The sequence below is a fragment of the Pseudomonas sp. B21-028 genome (genome assembly GCF_024749045.1).
GTDB lineage: Bacteria > Pseudomonadota > Gammaproteobacteria > Pseudomonadales > Pseudomonadaceae > Aquipseudomonas.
This window is the reverse complement of record NZ_CP087184.1, coordinates 44,448-60,322: the sequence shown is the minus strand read 5'-3', so window position 1 is coordinate 60,322 and position 15,875 is coordinate 44,448. Positions and strand designations below refer to the sequence as shown.

The following is a 15,875-nucleotide window of genomic DNA, read 5'->3' as shown; positions in this document are numbered from 1 at the left end:
ATAAGCCTCTGACCTGCGGGAAACGGCGAGGGTTCGCAAGGAGTGACAATGCAACGGATCAAGGGCTACCACGCTCATGTTTACTTCGATGCCAGCAGCATCGACCAGGCGCGGGCATTGTGCGAGGAAGCGTCGCGCCTGTTCCCGCTGAAGATGGGCCGTGTCCACGAGCGCCCGGTCGGGCCCCATCCGGACTGGAGCTGCCAGCTGTCGTTCGATCCGCAGTACATCGGCGTGGTGCTGCCGTGGCTGGCGCTCTATCGCAAAGGGCTGGTGATCTTTCTGCACCCGAACACCGGCGATGAACTGGCAGACCATACCGACCATGCGATCTGGATGGGGGCGATGCGGCCGTTGGATCTTTCGGTGTTCTAAACCCGACTGTCCTTCAGAACAGAACACCGGTGGCGAGGGGATTTATCCCCGCTCGAGTGCGAAGCGCTCGCCCTCGAAATGTGTCGCGGCACAGAGTCGGGGGGTCGCTGCGCAACCCCAGCGGGGATAAATCCCCTCGCCACAGGAAATATCGCGACACCGCATCCGGTTGTCTTGCGAAAGCTGACTGAAAGCTTGCGCGATTAGGATCACCTCACTACCGGCAAAAGACCGGTGGCCAGAAACGGATTTCCACGATCCGCTTGGCCTTTTTAACAACAACAATGGTGATTCTGATGTCCGCTGCTACCCGTCCCGCTGCATCCACTCCATCCGTCCGTCCCGCACCTCACGTTCTGCGCTGACCTGTCCGGTTCGCCTTAACCTCGCCGTGCCACGCCTGGAGTATTTCCCATGCTGACTTTCCTTGGCTTCGCCATGGTCATCACGTTCATGTTCCTGATCATGACCAAGCGCCTGTCCGCGCTGATCGCCCTGATCATCATCCCGATCCTGTTCGCCCTGTTCGGTGGCTTTGCGCCGAAGATCGGCCCGATGATGCTCGAAGGCATCACCAAGCTCGCCCCGACCGGGGTGATGCTGATGTTCGCGATCCTCTATTTCGCCCTGATGATCGACTCCGGCCTGTTCGACCCGGCCGTGCGCAAGATCCTCAAACTGGTCAAGGGCGACCCACTGAAAGTTTCGGTCGGTACCGCCGTTCTGGCGCTCGTCGTTTCCCTCGATGGTGACGGCGCGACCACTTACATGATCTGCGTGGCCGCGATGCTGCCGCTCTACAGCCGCATCGGCATGAGCCCTCGGATCATGGCCGGCCTGATCATCCTCGCCGGGGGCGTGATGAACATGACCCCCTGGGGCGGCCCGACGGCCCGTGCGGCCAGTGCGCTGCATGTGGATCCGTCCGACATCTTCGTGCCGATGATCCCGGCAATGGCGTTCGGCGTGTTGGCGATCCTGGCGATTGCCTACATGTACGGTAAGCGTGAGCGTGCACGCCTGGGTGAATTGCACCTGGCCCACGATGAAATCGACCACAGCGAAATCAGCGTGTCCCAGTTCCCCGACGCCCGCCGTCCAAAGCTGATCTGGTTCAACGGCGCCCTGACTCTGGTCCTGATGTGCACCCTGATCGCCGGCCTGTTGCCGCTGCCGGTGCTGTTCATGGTGGCCTTCAGTATCGCGATGATCGTCAACTATCCATGCCTGCAACAGCAGAAAGATCGCGTTGCGGCGCACGCCGGCAGCGTATTGGCGGTGGTCGGGCTGATTTTCGCGGCGGGTATCTTCACCGGCATCCTGTCCGGTACCGGCATGGTCGACGCCATGTCCAAGAGCCTGCTGGCGGTGATCCCCGATTTCCTCGGCCCGTACCTGGCAGTGATTACCGCGCTGGCGAGCATGCCCTTTACGTTCTTCATGTCTAACGACGCATTTTATTACGGGGTGTTACCGGTTCTCGCCGAAGCCGCCAGTCATTACGGCATCACTGCGGTGGAAATGGCCCGTGCCTCGATCGTCGGCCAGCCCGTCCACCTGTTGAGCCCGCTGGTTCCGTCCACCTACCTGCTGGTGGCGCTGGCCGGGATCGAGTTCGGCGATCACCAGCGTTTCACCCTGAAGTGGGCAGTGCTGGTTTGCCTGTGCATAATGGTCGCCGCCTTGCTGATGGGGATCTTTCCGCTGTTCAGCACTCTATAAAAGCAATATCCGCGGCGTCGCCGCTTTGGTGAATCCGAAGCGCGGCGCGGCCTAACACTCGTTCAAAGGAACTCACATGGAATGGCTGACCAACCCGGAAATCTGGGTTGCCTTCTTTACCCTGACCGCCCTGGAAATCGTCCTGGGCATCGATAACATCATCATGATCTCGATCCTGGTCAGCCGCATGCCCAAGCACATGCAGGCGCGCACCCGGATCTTCGGTCTGGCCCTGGCCATGATCACGCGGATCCTGTTGCTGCTGTCCATCACCTGGGTCATGCGCCTGACCGCCGATTTGTTCGAAGTGTTCGGCCAAGGCATCTCCGGTCGCGACCTGATCCTGTTCTTTGGTGGTCTGTTCCTGCTGTGGAAAAGCTCTCAGGAGATGTACCACGCGCTGGAAGGCGACGACGAAAGCGACGATCAACCTTCGGGCAAGGGTGGCAACTTCCTCTACACCATCATCCAGATCGCGATCATCGACATCGTGTTCTCCCTGGACTCGGTCATCACCGCCGTCGGCATGGTCTCCCATGTGCCGGTGATGGTGGCGGCGATCATCGTCGCCGTGCTGGTGATGATGCTGGCCTCGGGTACCATCAGCGAGTTCATCGACAAGCATCCATCGCTGAAGATGCTGGCGCTGTCGTTCCTGCTGGTGGTCGGTACCGTGCTGATCGCCGAGTCGTTCGACGTCCATGTACCCAAAGGCTATGTCTACTTCGCCATGGCGTTCTCCCTGGCCGTGGAGGCGATCAACATCAAGATGCGCACCGCGATTGCGCGCAAGCGCAAACAGCAGGACCCGGTGAAACTGCGCAAGGACGTTCCGGGTCAGTAACGGGACGGAGCAATGCACGAAGGGGCTCTCGGGAGCCCCTTTTTTCATGCCCGCAGGAAAGTGCCCTGGATCCCGAACCTGTGGGAGCCTGCTCGCGATAGCGTCCTTTCAGTCACAACAGTATCGATTGATAAACCGCTATCGCGAGCAGGCTCGCTCCCACAGGGCTTGCAATGTTTTTCATGACAGTTTTGTTTCAATCAATTCTTTAGCTGTGCAATGCTGGCGTTCGGACCGTTCGCCAACTACAGCTTAAGTACAAAGAAGAACGATGTGGCATCGACAACTTGTCTCTTTGAGACGCTAACAGGGGGCCTCTCATGCTGACCCTGCTGAATCTACTCTCTGCCGTGGCCCTGCTGATCTGGGGCACGCACATCGTCCGTACCGGCATCCTGCGGGTCTATGGCTCCAACCTGCGCCACGTCATCGGCCAGAACATGTCCCGGCGCTGGCTGGCATTTGTCGCCGGCATCATGGTTACCGCCATGGTCCAGAGCAGCAACGCCACGGCCATGCTGGTCACCTCGTTTGTCGGCCAGGGGCTGATGGCGCTAACCCCTGCCCTGGCGACCATGCTCGGCGCCGACGTCGGCACGGCGTTGATGGCCCGGGTGCTGACCCTCGATTTGTCGTGGTTGTCGCCGCTGCTGATTTTCCTCGGGGTGATTTTTTTCCTGTCGCGCAAGCAGACCCGCGTCGGGCAGATGGGCCGTGTCGCCATCGGCCTGGGCCTGATCATCCTCGCGCTGCAATTGATCGTCGAAGCCGCCGCACCCATCACCCAGGCCCAAGGCGTGAAGGTAATCTTCGCCTCGCTGACCGGCGACATCCTGCTCGATGCGTTGGTGGGTGCGCTGTTCGCCATGATTTCCTATTCGAGCCTGGCCGCCGTGCTGCTGACCGCAACCCTGGCCGGCGCGGCGGTGATCAGCCTGCCGGTGGCCATCGGCCTGGTGATCGGCGCCAACATCGGCAGCGGCGTGCTGGCGTTCCTCAGCACCAGCATGCAGAACGCGGCTGGACGTCAGGTGGCGCTGGGCAGCCTGCTGTACAAGCTGATCGGATTGTTGTTGATCATTCCAGCGCTCGACCCGCTGGTGGGGTGGCTGGACAGCCTGGACTTCAGCCCTCAGGAAACCGTCATCGGTTTTCACCTGCTCTACAACTCCGTGCGCTGCCTGGTGCTGCTGCCCAGCGTCGCACCGATGGCCAGGCTGTGTGCCTGGCTGCTGCCGGAGCGCGCGGAAACCAATGGCACGATCAAGCCCCGGCACCTGGATCCCACGGCCCTCGCCACACCGAGCCTGGCCCTGGCGAATGCGGCCCGGGAGACATTGCGCATCGGCGACCTGATCGAAAACATGCTCGAAGCCATGCTCGATGTGCTGCGCGGCCAGCAGACGGCGCTCACCCAGGAGGTGCGGCGCGTAAGCGATGACGTCGAAATACTGTGCAGCGCCATCAAGTTATACATGGCCCAAATGCCCCGCGAAGACCTCAGTGAGCAGGACAGCCGTCGGTGGGCGGAAATCATCGAGCTGGCGATCAACCTGAAGCTCGGCAGCGACCTCATCGAACGCATGCTGCGCAAGGTCCAGCAGCAGAAGACCTCGCAGCGCCTGTCCTTCTCCGAGGTGGGCCTGGAGGAGCTGGCGGGGCTGCACGGCCATTTGATCGCCAACCTGCGGCTGGGCTTGTCGGTGTTCCTCAGTGGCGATCGGGAAAGCGCCCGTCAGTTGCTGCGCGAGAAACGGCGCTTTCGTGCCCAGGAGAGACGGATGGCCCATGCCCATGTCAGCCGCTTGCAGCGCAAGATCGTCCAGAGCCTGGAAACCAGTTCCCTGCACCTGGAGCTGATTGCCGACATGCGGCGTCTCAACTCGCTGTTCTGCGGCAGCGCCTATGTGGTGCTGGAAACCGCCGAAATCGGTGCCCTGGCGGCGGATGAAATATCCGACATCACCCATTCGCCTTGAACATCTGGCGCATTGTTCAGTCAGTAGGGTTGGACTGTCAGTCGCCAGGAAGCCGTTTATGCGTGGTCTGTTATTCACTCTTTTCTTGTTCGGTGCGCTACCCGCGGTGGCCCTGGACCGGTTCCAGGTCGAAGGCTACACGCTGCCCAATGGCATGCAGCTGCTGCTCAAGCCCGGCAGCGAACGCGGTCACGTCGCCATCCGGCTGGTGGTCGGCGTAGGCCTGGACGACTTCAGCTGCGCCGACAAGGAACTGCCGCACCTGCTCGAGCATGCGCTATTCAGCGGCATCGATGAGGGCGGCGAAGGCGTCCTGGAAGAACGGATGCAGGCGCTGGGTGGCGAGTGGAATGCCTTCACCAGCAATGCCGACACCACCTTTGTCATCGAGGCACCGGCGAGCAATCAGCGCAAGATCCTCGACCTGCTGCTGGCGGTGCTGACCCGCACCCGCATCGACGAGAAGGCCCTGGAGGCGGCGAAACGGGTGGTCGAACGCGAGGACGGCGGCCACTACACCCACCTGCAACGCTGGCTCGACCGCCAGGACCTGGGACACAAGGCCAGTAACCAGTTGGCAGTGGAGTTGGGCTTGCGTTGCGCGGAACGGGCCGAAGTCGAGCACCACACCCTCGCCCGCCTCGAACAGGTTCGCAAAGCCTGGTATGCACCGAACAACATGACGCTGATCGTGGTCGGCGACCTCGATCGCTTGCTGCCGGCCTACCTGGAGCGCACCTACGGCAAACTCAAACCGGTCGAGCCCACCGCCCACGAGGCATTGCCACAGATCCGCTACAGCGCCGTGACCAAGCGCAACCTGATCCGCAGCCTGGTGGGCGATGGCGCCAAGCTGCACTGGTTGTTCCCCGAGCCAGTGCTGGAACAGCAACACGACGAAACCTTCGACCTGCTCAAGAATTATCTGGACTGGGCCCTCTATCGCCAGCTGCGCCTGGCCCGCGGCCTGTCCTATGGGCCGTGGGTGGAGCGGGAGGTGTTCGGCGGCGTCGGCTTCCTCAGCCTGAACGCGGACCTGGCCCGCGAAGACCTGCCGCAAGCCGAACAGGCCCTCGAAGAATTGCGCATGACGTTGCTCAAGGACGGGCTGGACCCCGACAGCTTCATGCGCATCAAACGCGCAGCCATTGCCCACCAGACCTGGGCGGTTCAAGGTAACAGTGCGCTGGCCGATTATTACTGGGGCGCCCTGGGCGACTACGAAGACGGCCGCTTCGCCAACCCGGCCGTGCGCTTGCAGGCAGTGAGCCTGGAACAGGCCAACCAGGCCCTGCGCGAACTGCTCAAGGACCCGGGCTACCTGCGCATCGAGAAACCGCTGCTCAGCGACGATGAGTTGGTGTGGGGGGGCGGCGGTTTGCTGGGGTTGTTGCTGTTGGGGTTGCTGGTGTGGCGGTTGCGTCGCAAGACCTGACCTGCCGGGCTCCTGTGGCGAGGGGATTCATCCCCGATGGGCTGCGGAGCGGCCCCAAATCAGACAACTCGATCAGTCAGGCACACCGAGGCGCCAGGTTTTAAGGGCTGCTTCGCAGCCCAGCGGGGATGAATCCCCTCGCCACAAGAGCCGATGCGAACCTCGCCATGCAGGTGTCCGGACGATACTCTGTCAGGGATATTTCCTACAACTTACTGTGAAACCGCCCAATGCAGACCCTGACCCATTACATCCAGCGCATCCTTGAATTGATGAAGCGCTACCCAGGGGTCATTGCGCTCGGCGGTTTCATCTCCGGCGCCGGCAGTTTCGTACTGGTGGACCGCCAACAGGGCCTGGCAACCTGGATCGCCATCCTGATGCTGGTGAGCTGGCTCTGGCTGATGCTGGAGAACAGCCTGACCCGGCTGTTCACGCGGATTTTCAAACGGGAAATACCGCAGCCGTTGCTGCGTTACGCCACGCAGATGATTCACCAGGAAAGCCTGTTTTTTGTCCTGCCGTTTTTCCTGGTCACCACCACCTGGAACAGCAGCCAGCTGATTTTCACCGGATTGCTAGGGGCCTCAGGGCTGATTTCGATCACCGATCCGCTGTATTACAAATGGTTGGCGCCCCGACGCTGGGCGTTCCTGGCGTTGCACACGCTGACGCTGTTCGCCGCCCTGCTCACCGCGCTGCCGATCATCATGCACCTGACCACCGACCAGAGCTTCAAACTGGCGCTGGGCATCTCCATGCTGTTGTCGTTTCCGAGCCTGGCCTCGATCTTTCCGATCCGCACCGTGCGCAACGCCCTGGCGATTCTGTGCATCACCCTGGGCATTGGCGCCGCCGGATGGCTGCTGCGCTCATGGGTACCACCGGCCACGCTGTGGATGAACGAAGTGGCGATCAGCACCCAGTTGGAGGATCGCACACCCGGCGACAGCCTTAAGGAAGTCAGCGCCGCGCAGATCCGCGGCAACGGCCTGTATGCCTATACCGCCATCAATGCACCGCGCGGGCTGGATGAGCGGATCTATCACGTCTGGCAATTCAACGGCAAAGAAGTGGACCGCATCGCTTTGGATATTCACGGTGGACGCAAGGAAGGCTACCGCGCCTGGACCCACAAGCAGAACTTCCCGGACAAGCCGGCGGGCAAATGGCAGGTACGGGTGCTGACGGAAAACGGGCAGATGATCGGGGTGCTGCGGTTCAACGTAACCGAATGAGCAAGGCAAGCCCTGATACCAGTCAGTTAAAGATCAAACGACGCAAAACCCGTGGGAGCAAAGCTTGCTCGCGATAGCGACAGACCCGTCACATGGTTGCTGACTGACTTACCGCAATCGCGAGCAAGCTTCGCTCCCACACCAGGTTTGTGGCTTGGCAGACTGGCATTAAGGCAAGCCCGCCCCCACAGAAACTCGTTGTCAGCCAAAGAACCAGTAGCAGACCCCGATGGCTCCCAGCACGCCGGCCAGCTCCGCCAGCAGCGCACAGCCCACCGCGTGCCGCGCTCGCTGGATGCCAACGGCACCGAAGTACACCGCCAGTACATAGAACGTAGTCTCGGTGCTGCCCTGGACGGTCGCCGCCACCAGGGCCGGGAAACTGTCCACGCCGGAAGTCTTCATGGTTTCGATCAGCATCGCCCGGGCGGCGCTGCCGGAGAACGGTTTGACCATGGCCGTCGGCAAGGCGTCGACGAAACGGGTGTCCCAGCCGGCCCACTGCACCAGATGCCGGAGACCGTCCAGACCGAAATCCAGTGCCCCCGAAGCCCGTAGCACGCCGACCGCACACAGCATCGCCACCAGGTACGGCAGCAGGCTCTTGGCAACGTCGAAGCCTTCCTTGGCACCCTCGACGAACGCTTCGTACACCTTGACCTTGCGCAGGGCGCCCACCACCAGGAACAGGATGATCAGACCGAACAGCGTCAGGTTGCCGAGGATCGAGGACAGGCCCGCCAGGGCAGTGGCCGAGAGCGTGGCCAGCAACGCCATGAACCCGCCCAGCGCCAGCGCACCGGGAATCAGGTAGGCCAGCACCACCGGATCCCACAGGCGCAGGCGCTGCATGAAGGCCACCGACAGCAGCCCTACCAGGGTCGAGCAACTGGTGGCGAGCAGGATCGGCAGGAACACCAGGGTCGGGTCCGGCGCGCCTTGCTGGGCGCGGTACATGAAGATCGTCACCGGCAGCAGCGTCAACGACGAGGCATTGAGCACCAGGAACAGGATCTGCGCGTTGCTGGCGATGGTCGGGCTGGGGTTCAGATCCTGCAGGGCGCGCATGGCCTTCAGGCCGATGGGGGTGGCGGCGTTGTCCAGGCCCAGGCCGTTAGCGGCGAAGTTGAGGGTGATCAGGCCAATGGCCGGATGGCCCGGCGGCACTTCCGGCATCAACCGCAGGAACAGCGGGCCGAGGGCCTTGGCCAGCCAGTCGACGATGCCGGCTTTTTCGGCGATCCGCAGGAATCCCAGCCACAGGGTCAAGGTGCCGAACAGCAGGACCATCACCTCCACCGACAGCTTGGCCATGGCGAAGATGCTTTCCACCATCGCAGCGAAGATGCCGGCGTTGCCACCCACCAGCCACTGCATCAGCGCCGAGACGGCCGCCACGATAAAGAAGCCAAGCCACAGGCCATTGAGCATCGGTTAAATCCCCCGGAAGATGCCGCGAATGATAGCGGGGCCGGCAGAAACGACAAACCCCGGATTTCTCCGGGGTTCGACAGGGTACACAGAGCATTCCCTGTGGGAGCCAAGCTTGCTCGCGATCAGCGAAAAAACTGCTGGCTCAATGTGGCTGACAGATTGCTATCGCGAGCAAGCTTTGCTCCCACAGGTATTTTTGCCCCTCACCAACATTTCGGATCAGCGACTGGAAGGTTCGCCGGCCGGCAGCGGCTCCTTGCTGCGCCAGTGCGGTAGGGAATTCCAGTAGCGCTGGCCCTTGGCGTCATCGTACATGCCTTCCCAGCGCGAGATTACCAGCACGGCCAGGGCGTTGCCGATCACGTTCAATGCGGTACGGGCCATGTCCATGACGCGGTCGACACCGGCGATGAAGGCCAGGCCTTCCAGCGGGATACCGACACTGCCCAGGGTCGCCAGCAGGACCACGAAGGACACGCCCGGCACGCCGGCGATGCCCTTGGAGGTGACCATCAGCGTCAGCACCAGCAGCAATTGCTGGCTGATGGACAGATCGATGCCATACAGCTGGGCAATGAAAATCGCCGCGATGCTCTGGTACAGCGTCGAACCATCGAGGTTGAACGAGTAACCGGTAGGCACCACGAAGCTGCAGATGGCTTTCGGAGCTCCGTAGGCCTCCATCTTCTCGATCACGCGTGGCAACACGGTTTCGGAGCTGGCGGTGGAGTAGGCCAGTACCAGTTCGTCCTTGAAGATGCGCATCAGCTTGAGCACCGAGAAGCCGAACAGGCGGGCGATCAGGCCCAGGACCACGAAAGCGAAGAAAGCGATGGCGACGTAAACCAGGATCACCAGTTTCGCCAACGGCAGCAGGGAAGCGAAGCCGAAGTTGGCCACGGTCACCGCGATCAGCGCGAAAACGCCGATCGGCGCGTACTGCATGATCATGTGGGTGACCTTGAACATGCTTTCGGACACGCCCTGGAACATCTTCACCAGCGGCTCGCGCAGGTCCGATTGCAGGCTGGAAAGACCCAGGCCGAACAATACGGAGAAGAAAATGATCGGCAGCATCTCGCCGCGGGTCAGCGCCGCGAAGATGTTCGACGGGATCAGGTTGAGAATGGTCTGGACAAAAGCATGCTCGTGCTGCACTTCGGCGGCCGTGGCCTGGTACTTGGAGATATCCACCGTGCCCAGGGTGCTCATGTCGATGCCGCTGCCCGGATGGAAGAAGTTTGCCAGCAGCAGCCCGACGACAATGGCGATGGTGGTGACGATTTCAAAGTAGAGGATCGTCTTGAGGCCGATCCGTCCGAGCTTCTTCGCGTCACCGACCCCGGCAATGCCGACGATCAGCGAGGAAATCACGATCGGGATCACGATCATCTTGATCAGACGGATAAAGATATCGCCCGCTGGTTGCAGCACGTTGCTGATCCACCAGGCCTTCTCGGCACTGAAGTGGTTGAGCAGCGCGCCCAGTGCAATACCGAGCACGAGACCGATGAGGATCTGCCAGGCGAGGCTTAACTTTGCCTTCTTCATATCATTACCCTTACTTCGTTTGGACTCGGACAGAAGCGCAAATCGAACCGCCATGGCGATATGAGTCGTGCTCCCGCCCCCGTATAAGGTCACCCCGAGCGCACGCTGGCGGCTTACTGGCGGGCGAAAAAAGGCGCAACTATTGCGATGCGAGGGGGGCTCGTCTAATGCCGTAAACGCCTACCCTATGCCGAATCGGCATGAGATTTTCAAAACAAAACCCGCGTCCCAAGCGGTTCAAATGCGACATTTCATCTGGCATAAATGCCGTGAACCGGCGGTTTCAGCGTAGCCTGGCGTTATTTCATCTGCCTGGAAAACCGATGAAACGGGTATCCACAGGTGAGCCGAGGGCAGCAGCGATGGCTGGAAGGCTCTCCGATATACGGTCAGACGTCAGTAAAAAGATCGAAGTGACGGGGCAACATGCCGCGTCGGGCTGGCGGTCATGCAGGCTGAAGAGTCGGCCGCTCTGGAATGGGCTTCTTGCTGGTTAAGCTCTACGCAGGTTCGCCAAGCCGTTGCGGTTTCGCGAACCTGCGTCGCAGCTTTTTCCTGACCCGGCCCTTTCGCAGGCACCCCTTGTGCCCGTAGGTCACTCCGACCCTGAACGGTCAGAACGTCCCGGCCCCCTGGTCATGCAACGGCCCTCCTCGGGCTGTGCAGAGGGAAAAACAAGGATTGTCTTTCCCGTTATCCAGATTCAGTACCAGTTGGGATCTTTCTTGAGTTGTTCCATTAACAGTTCTTGCATACCTTCATCGGGATTGCCGAGGAAGCGGTAGTTGGCATGACGGGTCGGCGACTTGTCGGCGGGCAACCCGGCGGGCACCTCGACCAGCAAGGCGTAGGCCTCATCCTTGTCGAAACTGAAAGCGACGAACAGGCGCTCGTTGCGGCACGTCGCGTGGGTTTCACACAGCGGGCCTACCAGATATTTGTCGCCATCTTCCTCGACAGCGTTCATTTGTTCCGCATCGCCCGTCAGATTCATGACCCATTCCGGCAGACGCTCTTCTTTCTTGACGACGTGCTGCCAGGTTTCACGGTATTGCGCGTCAGCCTGAAGCAATTGATTCACCCGCATCTGTCCGTCATTGGCAGCCATTGCCGTGGCACAGCCGCCCAGTAGCAGAGCGGCGGCCAGTCCTTTCAGTGCAGCGTTCATGGTCAGCCTCGGCCGCGACGGCCAAAGAAGAAGGAGGCGATGAACATCACCAGGAACACGACAAAGAGAATCTTGGCGATGCCCGTGGCGGTGCCGGCGATACCACCGAAGCCCAGGACTGCGGCGATGATGGCAATGATCAGGAAGGTAATTGCCCAGCTCAACATGGTGATTCTCCTTACGCTTTTCTATTTAGTGAGGGACTGGTTGGAATGGTTCCGGACGTGTCGGACGCACGGTCATCGCGTTAAAACACCCAGCGTTCCTGGCGGGGCATGTCGGTCACCGACTGAATCTGATCGACATCCATCATCCGCATCGAAGCGGATGCTTCCGCTACGCTGCTTACGGCGCTGAAGTGGGTTTGAGTAGCGTGATGAATCGATACCGGTGCTGGCTCGGGCTGCTGGCTGTAATGCCAAAGGAGCAGTTGCTGACCCACCACAAGGGTTATCAGCAATGCCAGAACAGCCCATAAGCCCTGCTGAATCTGCAGGGAGGTGATGGGTAATCGGGCGGCACGTTGCAAATTCATCCTGGAATTCCTCCCCACCCCGGGTGGTGATCTGGTTAGGCGCTCTAAACGCCACGATGACCAAACCATTGCAGACGGCATGCCAAAAATTTAACGATAAAAAACCTTTAACAATCAGTTACTTATGATTGATCAATCAAACAACGAAATCGCATCCTGCACGATGGCCCTGGGCGAAGTCGTGCGTATTGCACGAATGAAGGAAAGAAAGGCGAGCAGATTCTTTTTGAATTGCTGTTGGAAAACGGCGGTCGGAATGAGCAGGCCTGACCGCTCATCGCGAACGAGACGAAAAAAATACACGTAAATCAGGTCTTTAGGCTTCTACAGCTCACTGCGGTGTTTTCTATAGGTAATATTCCCTCAGAATCGACCATGCAACTTGCCCGATTTTTCTGACACTAACCAACATCATTCATTAAAGGAGCGTAGGAAAAATGGAATCAGCCACTGAGCATCAAGGCCGCATTCTGCTGGTAGACGATGAGTCCGCCATCCTGCGTACGTTCCGCTATTGCCTGGAAGACGAAGGCTATACCGTTGCCACCGCCAACAGCGCCGCACAGGCCGATACCTTGTTGCAGCGCCAGGTATTCGACCTGTGTTTTCTCGACCTTCGCCTGGGGGAGGACAACGGCCTCGATGTACTGGCCCAGATGCGCATCCAGGCACCTTGGATGCGCGTGGTGATCGTCACCGCCCACTCGGCGGTCGACACCGCGGTGGACGCGATCCAGGCCGGTGCCGCCGACTATCTGGTCAAGCCATGCAGCCCGGACCAGTTGCGCCTGGCGACCGCCAAGCAACTGGAAGTCCGCCAGTTATCGGCAAGGCTGGAGGCACTGGAAGGCGAAATGCGCAAACCCAAGGACGGCCTCGACTCCCACAGTCCGGCGATGAAGGTAGTCTTGGAAACCGCCCGCCAGGTGGCCAGCACCGATGCCAATATCCTGATCCTTGGCGAGTCCGGTACCGGTAAGGGGGAACTGGCCCGGGCGATCCATGGCTGGAGCAAACGCGCAAAAAAATCCTGCGTCACCATCAATTGTCCGTCGCTGACGACCGAGCTGATGGAAAGCGAGTTGTTCGGTCACAGCCGCGGCGCGTTCACCGGCGCCAGCGAGAGCACGCTGGGACGGGTCAACCAGGCGGACGGCGGAACGCTGTTTCTCGACGAAATCGGCGATTTTCCCTTGACGTTACAGCCGAAGTTGTTGCGTTTCATCCAAGACAAGGAATACGAACGGGTCGGCGACCCGGTCACCCGCCGAGCCGATGTACGAATCCTTGCCGCGACCAACCTGAACCTCGAAGACATGGTCCGCGACGGACGTTTTCGGGAGGACCTGCTGTACCGGTTGAACGTCATTACCCTGCACTTGCCGCCGCTGCGCGAGCGCGCCGAAGACATCCTGACCCTGGCAGACCGCTTCCTGGCCCGCTTCGTCAAGGAATATGCCCGTCCGGCCCGGGGATTCAGCGATGAGGCCCGTGAAGCGCTGCTAGGCTATCGCTGGCCGGGCAACATCCGGGAGCTGCGTAACGTGGTGGAGCGCGCCAGCATCATTTGTCCCCAGGAAAAAGTCGAGATCAGTCATTTGGGCATGGCCGAGCAACCGGTCAACAACGCACCAAGAATCGGCGCCGCGCTGAGCCTCGACGAACTGGAAAAGGCCCACATCGGCGCCGTGCTGGCCACGGCCGATACACTGGACCAGGCGGCCAAGACCCTGGGCATCGATGCTTCCACGCTGTATCGCAAACGCAAGCAATACAACCTGTGAGCGGCACCTTATGAAACTGGCGATGAAGCTGCGCACTCGACTGTTTCTCAGTATCTCGGCCCTGATAACCGTGGCTTTGCTGGGATTGCTGCTTGGTTTGGTCAGCGTGATGCAAATGGTCAATACCCAGGAACAATCGGTACGCGACAACTTCATCCTCCTGGACCTGGGCCTCAAGCTGCGCCAGACCCTGGGCGACCAGTTGATGATCATGCTCAATGACAAGCCCGACCTGGCCGCGCTGGAAGATTCCAAGCGGAAATATTTCGGCCTGCTGGAGGAGGGCATTGCGCACGAACAGGGCCTGGACGAGCCGACGGCCAACTTCACCCGGGCCAAGGCCGACTACCTTGGGTTTCTTGAGGCCTTTACAACCTCCCGCCAGCAGCCATCTCAACTCACGGGCATCCAGGACCTCACCGAGAAATTCAATGTATTGCGTAACGGCCTGATCGAAGGGTATCGGCACGCCTTGAACAACATCAGCGACACCCAGACCCACTCCCGTGACCGGGCATTACTGATCTCCGGCCTGCTGGGCCTGGTGGCGGTGGCGGTACTGGTCATCGGTTTCATCACGGCCCATGGCATCGCCCGGCGTTTCGGAACGCCGATCGAGGCGCTGGTTTCGGCTGCGGACGATATCGGCCAGGGCAATTTCGAAGTGACGCTGCCGATTTCCTCCTCCCCTGAACTGAACCTGCTGACGCGTCGTTTCGGAATCATGGCCCAGGCACTGCGAGAGCACCAGGCCACCAATGTCGATGAGCTGCTGGCCGGCCAGCAGCGCTTGCAAGCGGTACTGGACAGCATCGACGATGGCTTGCTGATGATCGACCGCCAGGGCCGGCTGGAGCACCTGAACCCGGTGGCTCAGCGACAACTGGGCTGGGACGAGGAGCGCCTGGGCCAGGGCTTGGGCGAGGCACTTGGACGCTCTGATCTGGATGAGGAATTGCACCTGGTACTGCGCGGCGGGACACTGGAGCGCGCACCGGACGATCTGAGCATTGACGTGGATGGCGAATCCCGACTGCTGACTTACAGCCTTACGCCTGTCAGCCATACCCAGGGGCATATTCTCGGGGCTGTGATGGTGCTGCACGACGTCACCGAACAACGTGCCTTCGAACGGGTACGCAGTGAGTTCGTGCTGCGGGCTTCCCACGAGCTGCGCACGCCGGTGACCGGCATGCACATGGCGTTCGGCCTGTTGCGCGAGCGCGTCCATTTCCCTGAAGACTCCCGCGAAGCGGACCTGCTCGACACCGTCAATGAAGAAATGCAGCGGTTGATGCAGCTCATCAATGACCTGCTGAACTTCTCGCGCTACCAGAACGGCTTGCAAAAGCTGACCCTGGCCCCTTGCTCCATCGAAGACCTGCTGGAAGCGGCCCGCTTGCGATTTGCCGCCCAGGCCCAAGCCAAGGGCATCGAGTTGCTCGTGGCGATCCAGGGCCCGCTGCCACGCCTGCACGCCGATGCGGCGCAGCTGGAGCGGGTGCTCGATAACCTGATCGACAATGCCATGCGCCACACCGGCGACAACGGCCAGATCCGCCTCCAGGGCCGGCGCCACGGCGAGCGAGTGATCATCAGCGTTGAGGACAATGGCGAAGGCATTGCCTATGGGCAACAGGGGCGGATCTTCGAGCCTTTCGTCCAGGTCGGACGCAAGAAAGGCGGCGCAGGCCTCGGGCTGGCCCTGTGCAAGGAGATCGTGCAGCTCCATGGCGGGCGCATGGGTGTTTATTCAAGACCGGGGCAGGGCACGCAGTTCTACATGGCACTGACGGTTTGAGGCCGTACG

Annotated in this window: 13 protein-coding genes; 8 read left to right on the top strand and 5 right to left on the bottom strand. The window is 60.7% G+C overall.

Going from position 1 to position 15,875, the window contains the following annotated elements:
* The first annotated feature begins 48 nt into the window (after positions 1-48).
* From LOY35_RS00265 to LOY35_RS00240, 6 genes are all read left to right on the top strand, one after another.
* Positions 49-375 carry a DOPA 4,5-dioxygenase family protein gene (locus LOY35_RS00265; protein ID WP_258629531.1) on the top strand — a complete coding sequence of 109 codons (327 nt, stop codon included), beginning with the start codon at positions 49-51 and terminating at the stop codon, positions 373-375.
* Between the two features lie 414 nt (positions 376-789).
* Positions 790-2,097 (top strand): CitMHS family transporter, encoded by a 1,308-nt coding sequence (locus LOY35_RS00260; protein WP_258629530.1) that lies wholly within the window; start codon positions 790-792, stop codon positions 2,095-2,097.
* A gap of 76 nt (positions 2,098-2,173) precedes the next feature.
* Positions 2,174-2,941 carry a TerC family protein gene (locus LOY35_RS00255; RefSeq protein ID WP_024778426.1) on the top strand — a complete coding sequence of 256 codons (768 nt, stop codon included), beginning with the start codon at positions 2,174-2,176 and terminating at the stop codon, positions 2,939-2,941.
* A gap of 320 nt (positions 2,942-3,261) precedes the next feature.
* Positions 3,262-4,920 (top strand): Na/Pi cotransporter family protein, encoded by a 1,659-nt coding sequence (locus LOY35_RS00250; protein ID WP_258629529.1) that lies wholly within the window; start codon positions 3,262-3,264, stop codon positions 4,918-4,920.
* Positions 4,921-4,978: 58 nt separating this feature from the next.
* Positions 4,979-6,355 (top strand): pitrilysin family protein, encoded by a 1,377-nt coding sequence (locus tag LOY35_RS00245; RefSeq protein WP_258629527.1) that lies wholly within the window; start codon positions 4,979-4,981, stop codon positions 6,353-6,355.
* A gap of 230 nt (positions 6,356-6,585) precedes the next feature.
* Positions 6,586-7,593, top strand: a complete 1,008-nt coding sequence (locus tag LOY35_RS00240; RefSeq protein ID WP_258629525.1) for a DUF2914 domain-containing protein — start codon at positions 6,586-6,588, stop codon at positions 7,591-7,593.
* 201 nt (positions 7,594-7,794) lie between these two features.
* On the opposite strand, the gene LOY35_RS00235 is transcribed toward LOY35_RS00240, so the two are convergent.
* The 5 genes from LOY35_RS00235 to LOY35_RS00215 all read right to left on the bottom strand — a co-directional run bounded on the left by LOY35_RS00235 (position 7,795) and on the right by LOY35_RS00215 (position 12,281).
* Positions 7,795-9,024, bottom strand: coding sequence for a nucleoside recognition domain-containing protein (locus LOY35_RS00235; RefSeq protein ID WP_258629523.1), 1,230 nt, complete (start codon positions 9,022-9,024; stop codon positions 7,795-7,797).
* Between the two features lie 222 nt (positions 9,025-9,246).
* A complete protein-coding gene (gene gltP / locus LOY35_RS00230; protein WP_258629522.1) occupies positions 9,247-10,578 on the bottom strand; it encodes a glutamate/aspartate:proton symporter GltP in 1,332 nt (443 codons plus the stop codon).
* 703 nt (positions 10,579-11,281) lie between these two features.
* Entirely contained in the window at positions 11,282-11,746 is a 465-nt protein-coding gene (locus LOY35_RS00225; RefSeq protein WP_258629520.1) for an inhibitor of vertebrate lysozyme family protein, read from the bottom strand.
* A 2-nt stretch (positions 11,747-11,748) separates the two neighbouring features.
* Entirely contained in the window at positions 11,749-11,913 is a 165-nt protein-coding gene (locus LOY35_RS00220) for a DUF1328 domain-containing protein (RefSeq protein WP_003177151.1), read from the bottom strand.
* A gap of 80 nt (positions 11,914-11,993) precedes the next feature.
* Positions 11,994-12,281: a hypothetical protein gene (locus LOY35_RS00215; RefSeq protein ID WP_258629518.1), complete on the bottom strand. Its 288-nt coding sequence runs from the start codon at positions 12,279-12,281 to the stop codon at positions 11,994-11,996.
* A gap of 437 nt (positions 12,282-12,718) precedes the next feature.
* Here LOY35_RS00215 and algB point away from each other — a divergent pair, with 437 nt between their 5' ends.
* Entirely contained in the window at positions 12,719-14,065 is a 1,347-nt protein-coding gene (algB, locus tag LOY35_RS00210) for a sigma-54-dependent response regulator transcription factor AlgB (RefSeq protein WP_258629517.1), read from the top strand.
* Between the two features lie 10 nt (positions 14,066-14,075).
* Positions 14,076-15,866, top strand: coding sequence for an ATP-binding protein (locus tag LOY35_RS00205; protein WP_258629516.1), 1,791 nt, complete (start codon positions 14,076-14,078; stop codon positions 15,864-15,866).
* Positions 15,867-15,875 lie beyond the last annotated feature (9 nt).

What these genes read in the sequence shown, in the direction of transcription:
- LOY35_RS00265 (WP_258629531.1), top strand. Translation starts at nt 49, where the DNA reads ATGCAACGGATCAAGGGCTACCACGCTCATGTTTACTTCGATGCCAGC.
- LOY35_RS00260 (WP_258629530.1), top strand. Translation starts at nt 790, where the DNA reads ATGCTGACTTTCCTTGGCTTCGCCATGGTCATCACGTTCATGTTCCTG.
- LOY35_RS00255 (WP_024778426.1), top strand. Translation starts at nt 2,174, where the DNA reads ATGGAATGGCTGACCAACCCGGAAATCTGGGTTGCCTTCTTTACCCTG.
- LOY35_RS00250 (WP_258629529.1), top strand. Translation starts at nt 3,262, where the DNA reads ATGCTGACCCTGCTGAATCTACTCTCTGCCGTGGCCCTGCTGATCTGG.
- LOY35_RS00245 (WP_258629527.1), top strand. Translation starts at nt 4,979, where the DNA reads ATGCGTGGTCTGTTATTCACTCTTTTCTTGTTCGGTGCGCTACCCGCG.
- LOY35_RS00240 (WP_258629525.1), top strand. Translation starts at nt 6,586, where the DNA reads ATGCAGACCCTGACCCATTACATCCAGCGCATCCTTGAATTGATGAAG.
- LOY35_RS00235 (WP_258629523.1), bottom strand. Translation starts at nt 9,024, where the DNA reads ATGCTCAATGGCCTGTGGCTTGGCTTCTTTATCGTGGCGGCCGTCTCG.
- gltP (WP_258629522.1), bottom strand. Translation starts at nt 10,578, where the DNA reads ATGAAGAAGGCAAAGTTAAGCCTCGCCTGGCAGATCCTCATCGGTCTC.
- LOY35_RS00225 (WP_258629520.1), bottom strand. Translation starts at nt 11,746, where the DNA reads ATGAACGCTGCACTGAAAGGACTGGCCGCCGCTCTGCTACTGGGCGGC.
- LOY35_RS00220 (WP_003177151.1), bottom strand. Translation starts at nt 11,913, where the DNA reads ATGTTGAGCTGGGCAATTACCTTCCTGATCATTGCCATCATCGCCGCA.
- LOY35_RS00215 (WP_258629518.1), bottom strand. Translation starts at nt 12,281, where the DNA reads ATGAATTTGCAACGTGCCGCCCGATTACCCATCACCTCCCTGCAGATT.
- algB (WP_258629517.1), top strand. Translation starts at nt 12,719, where the DNA reads ATGGAATCAGCCACTGAGCATCAAGGCCGCATTCTGCTGGTAGACGAT.
- LOY35_RS00205 (WP_258629516.1), top strand. Translation starts at nt 14,076, where the DNA reads ATGAAACTGGCGATGAAGCTGCGCACTCGACTGTTTCTCAGTATCTCG.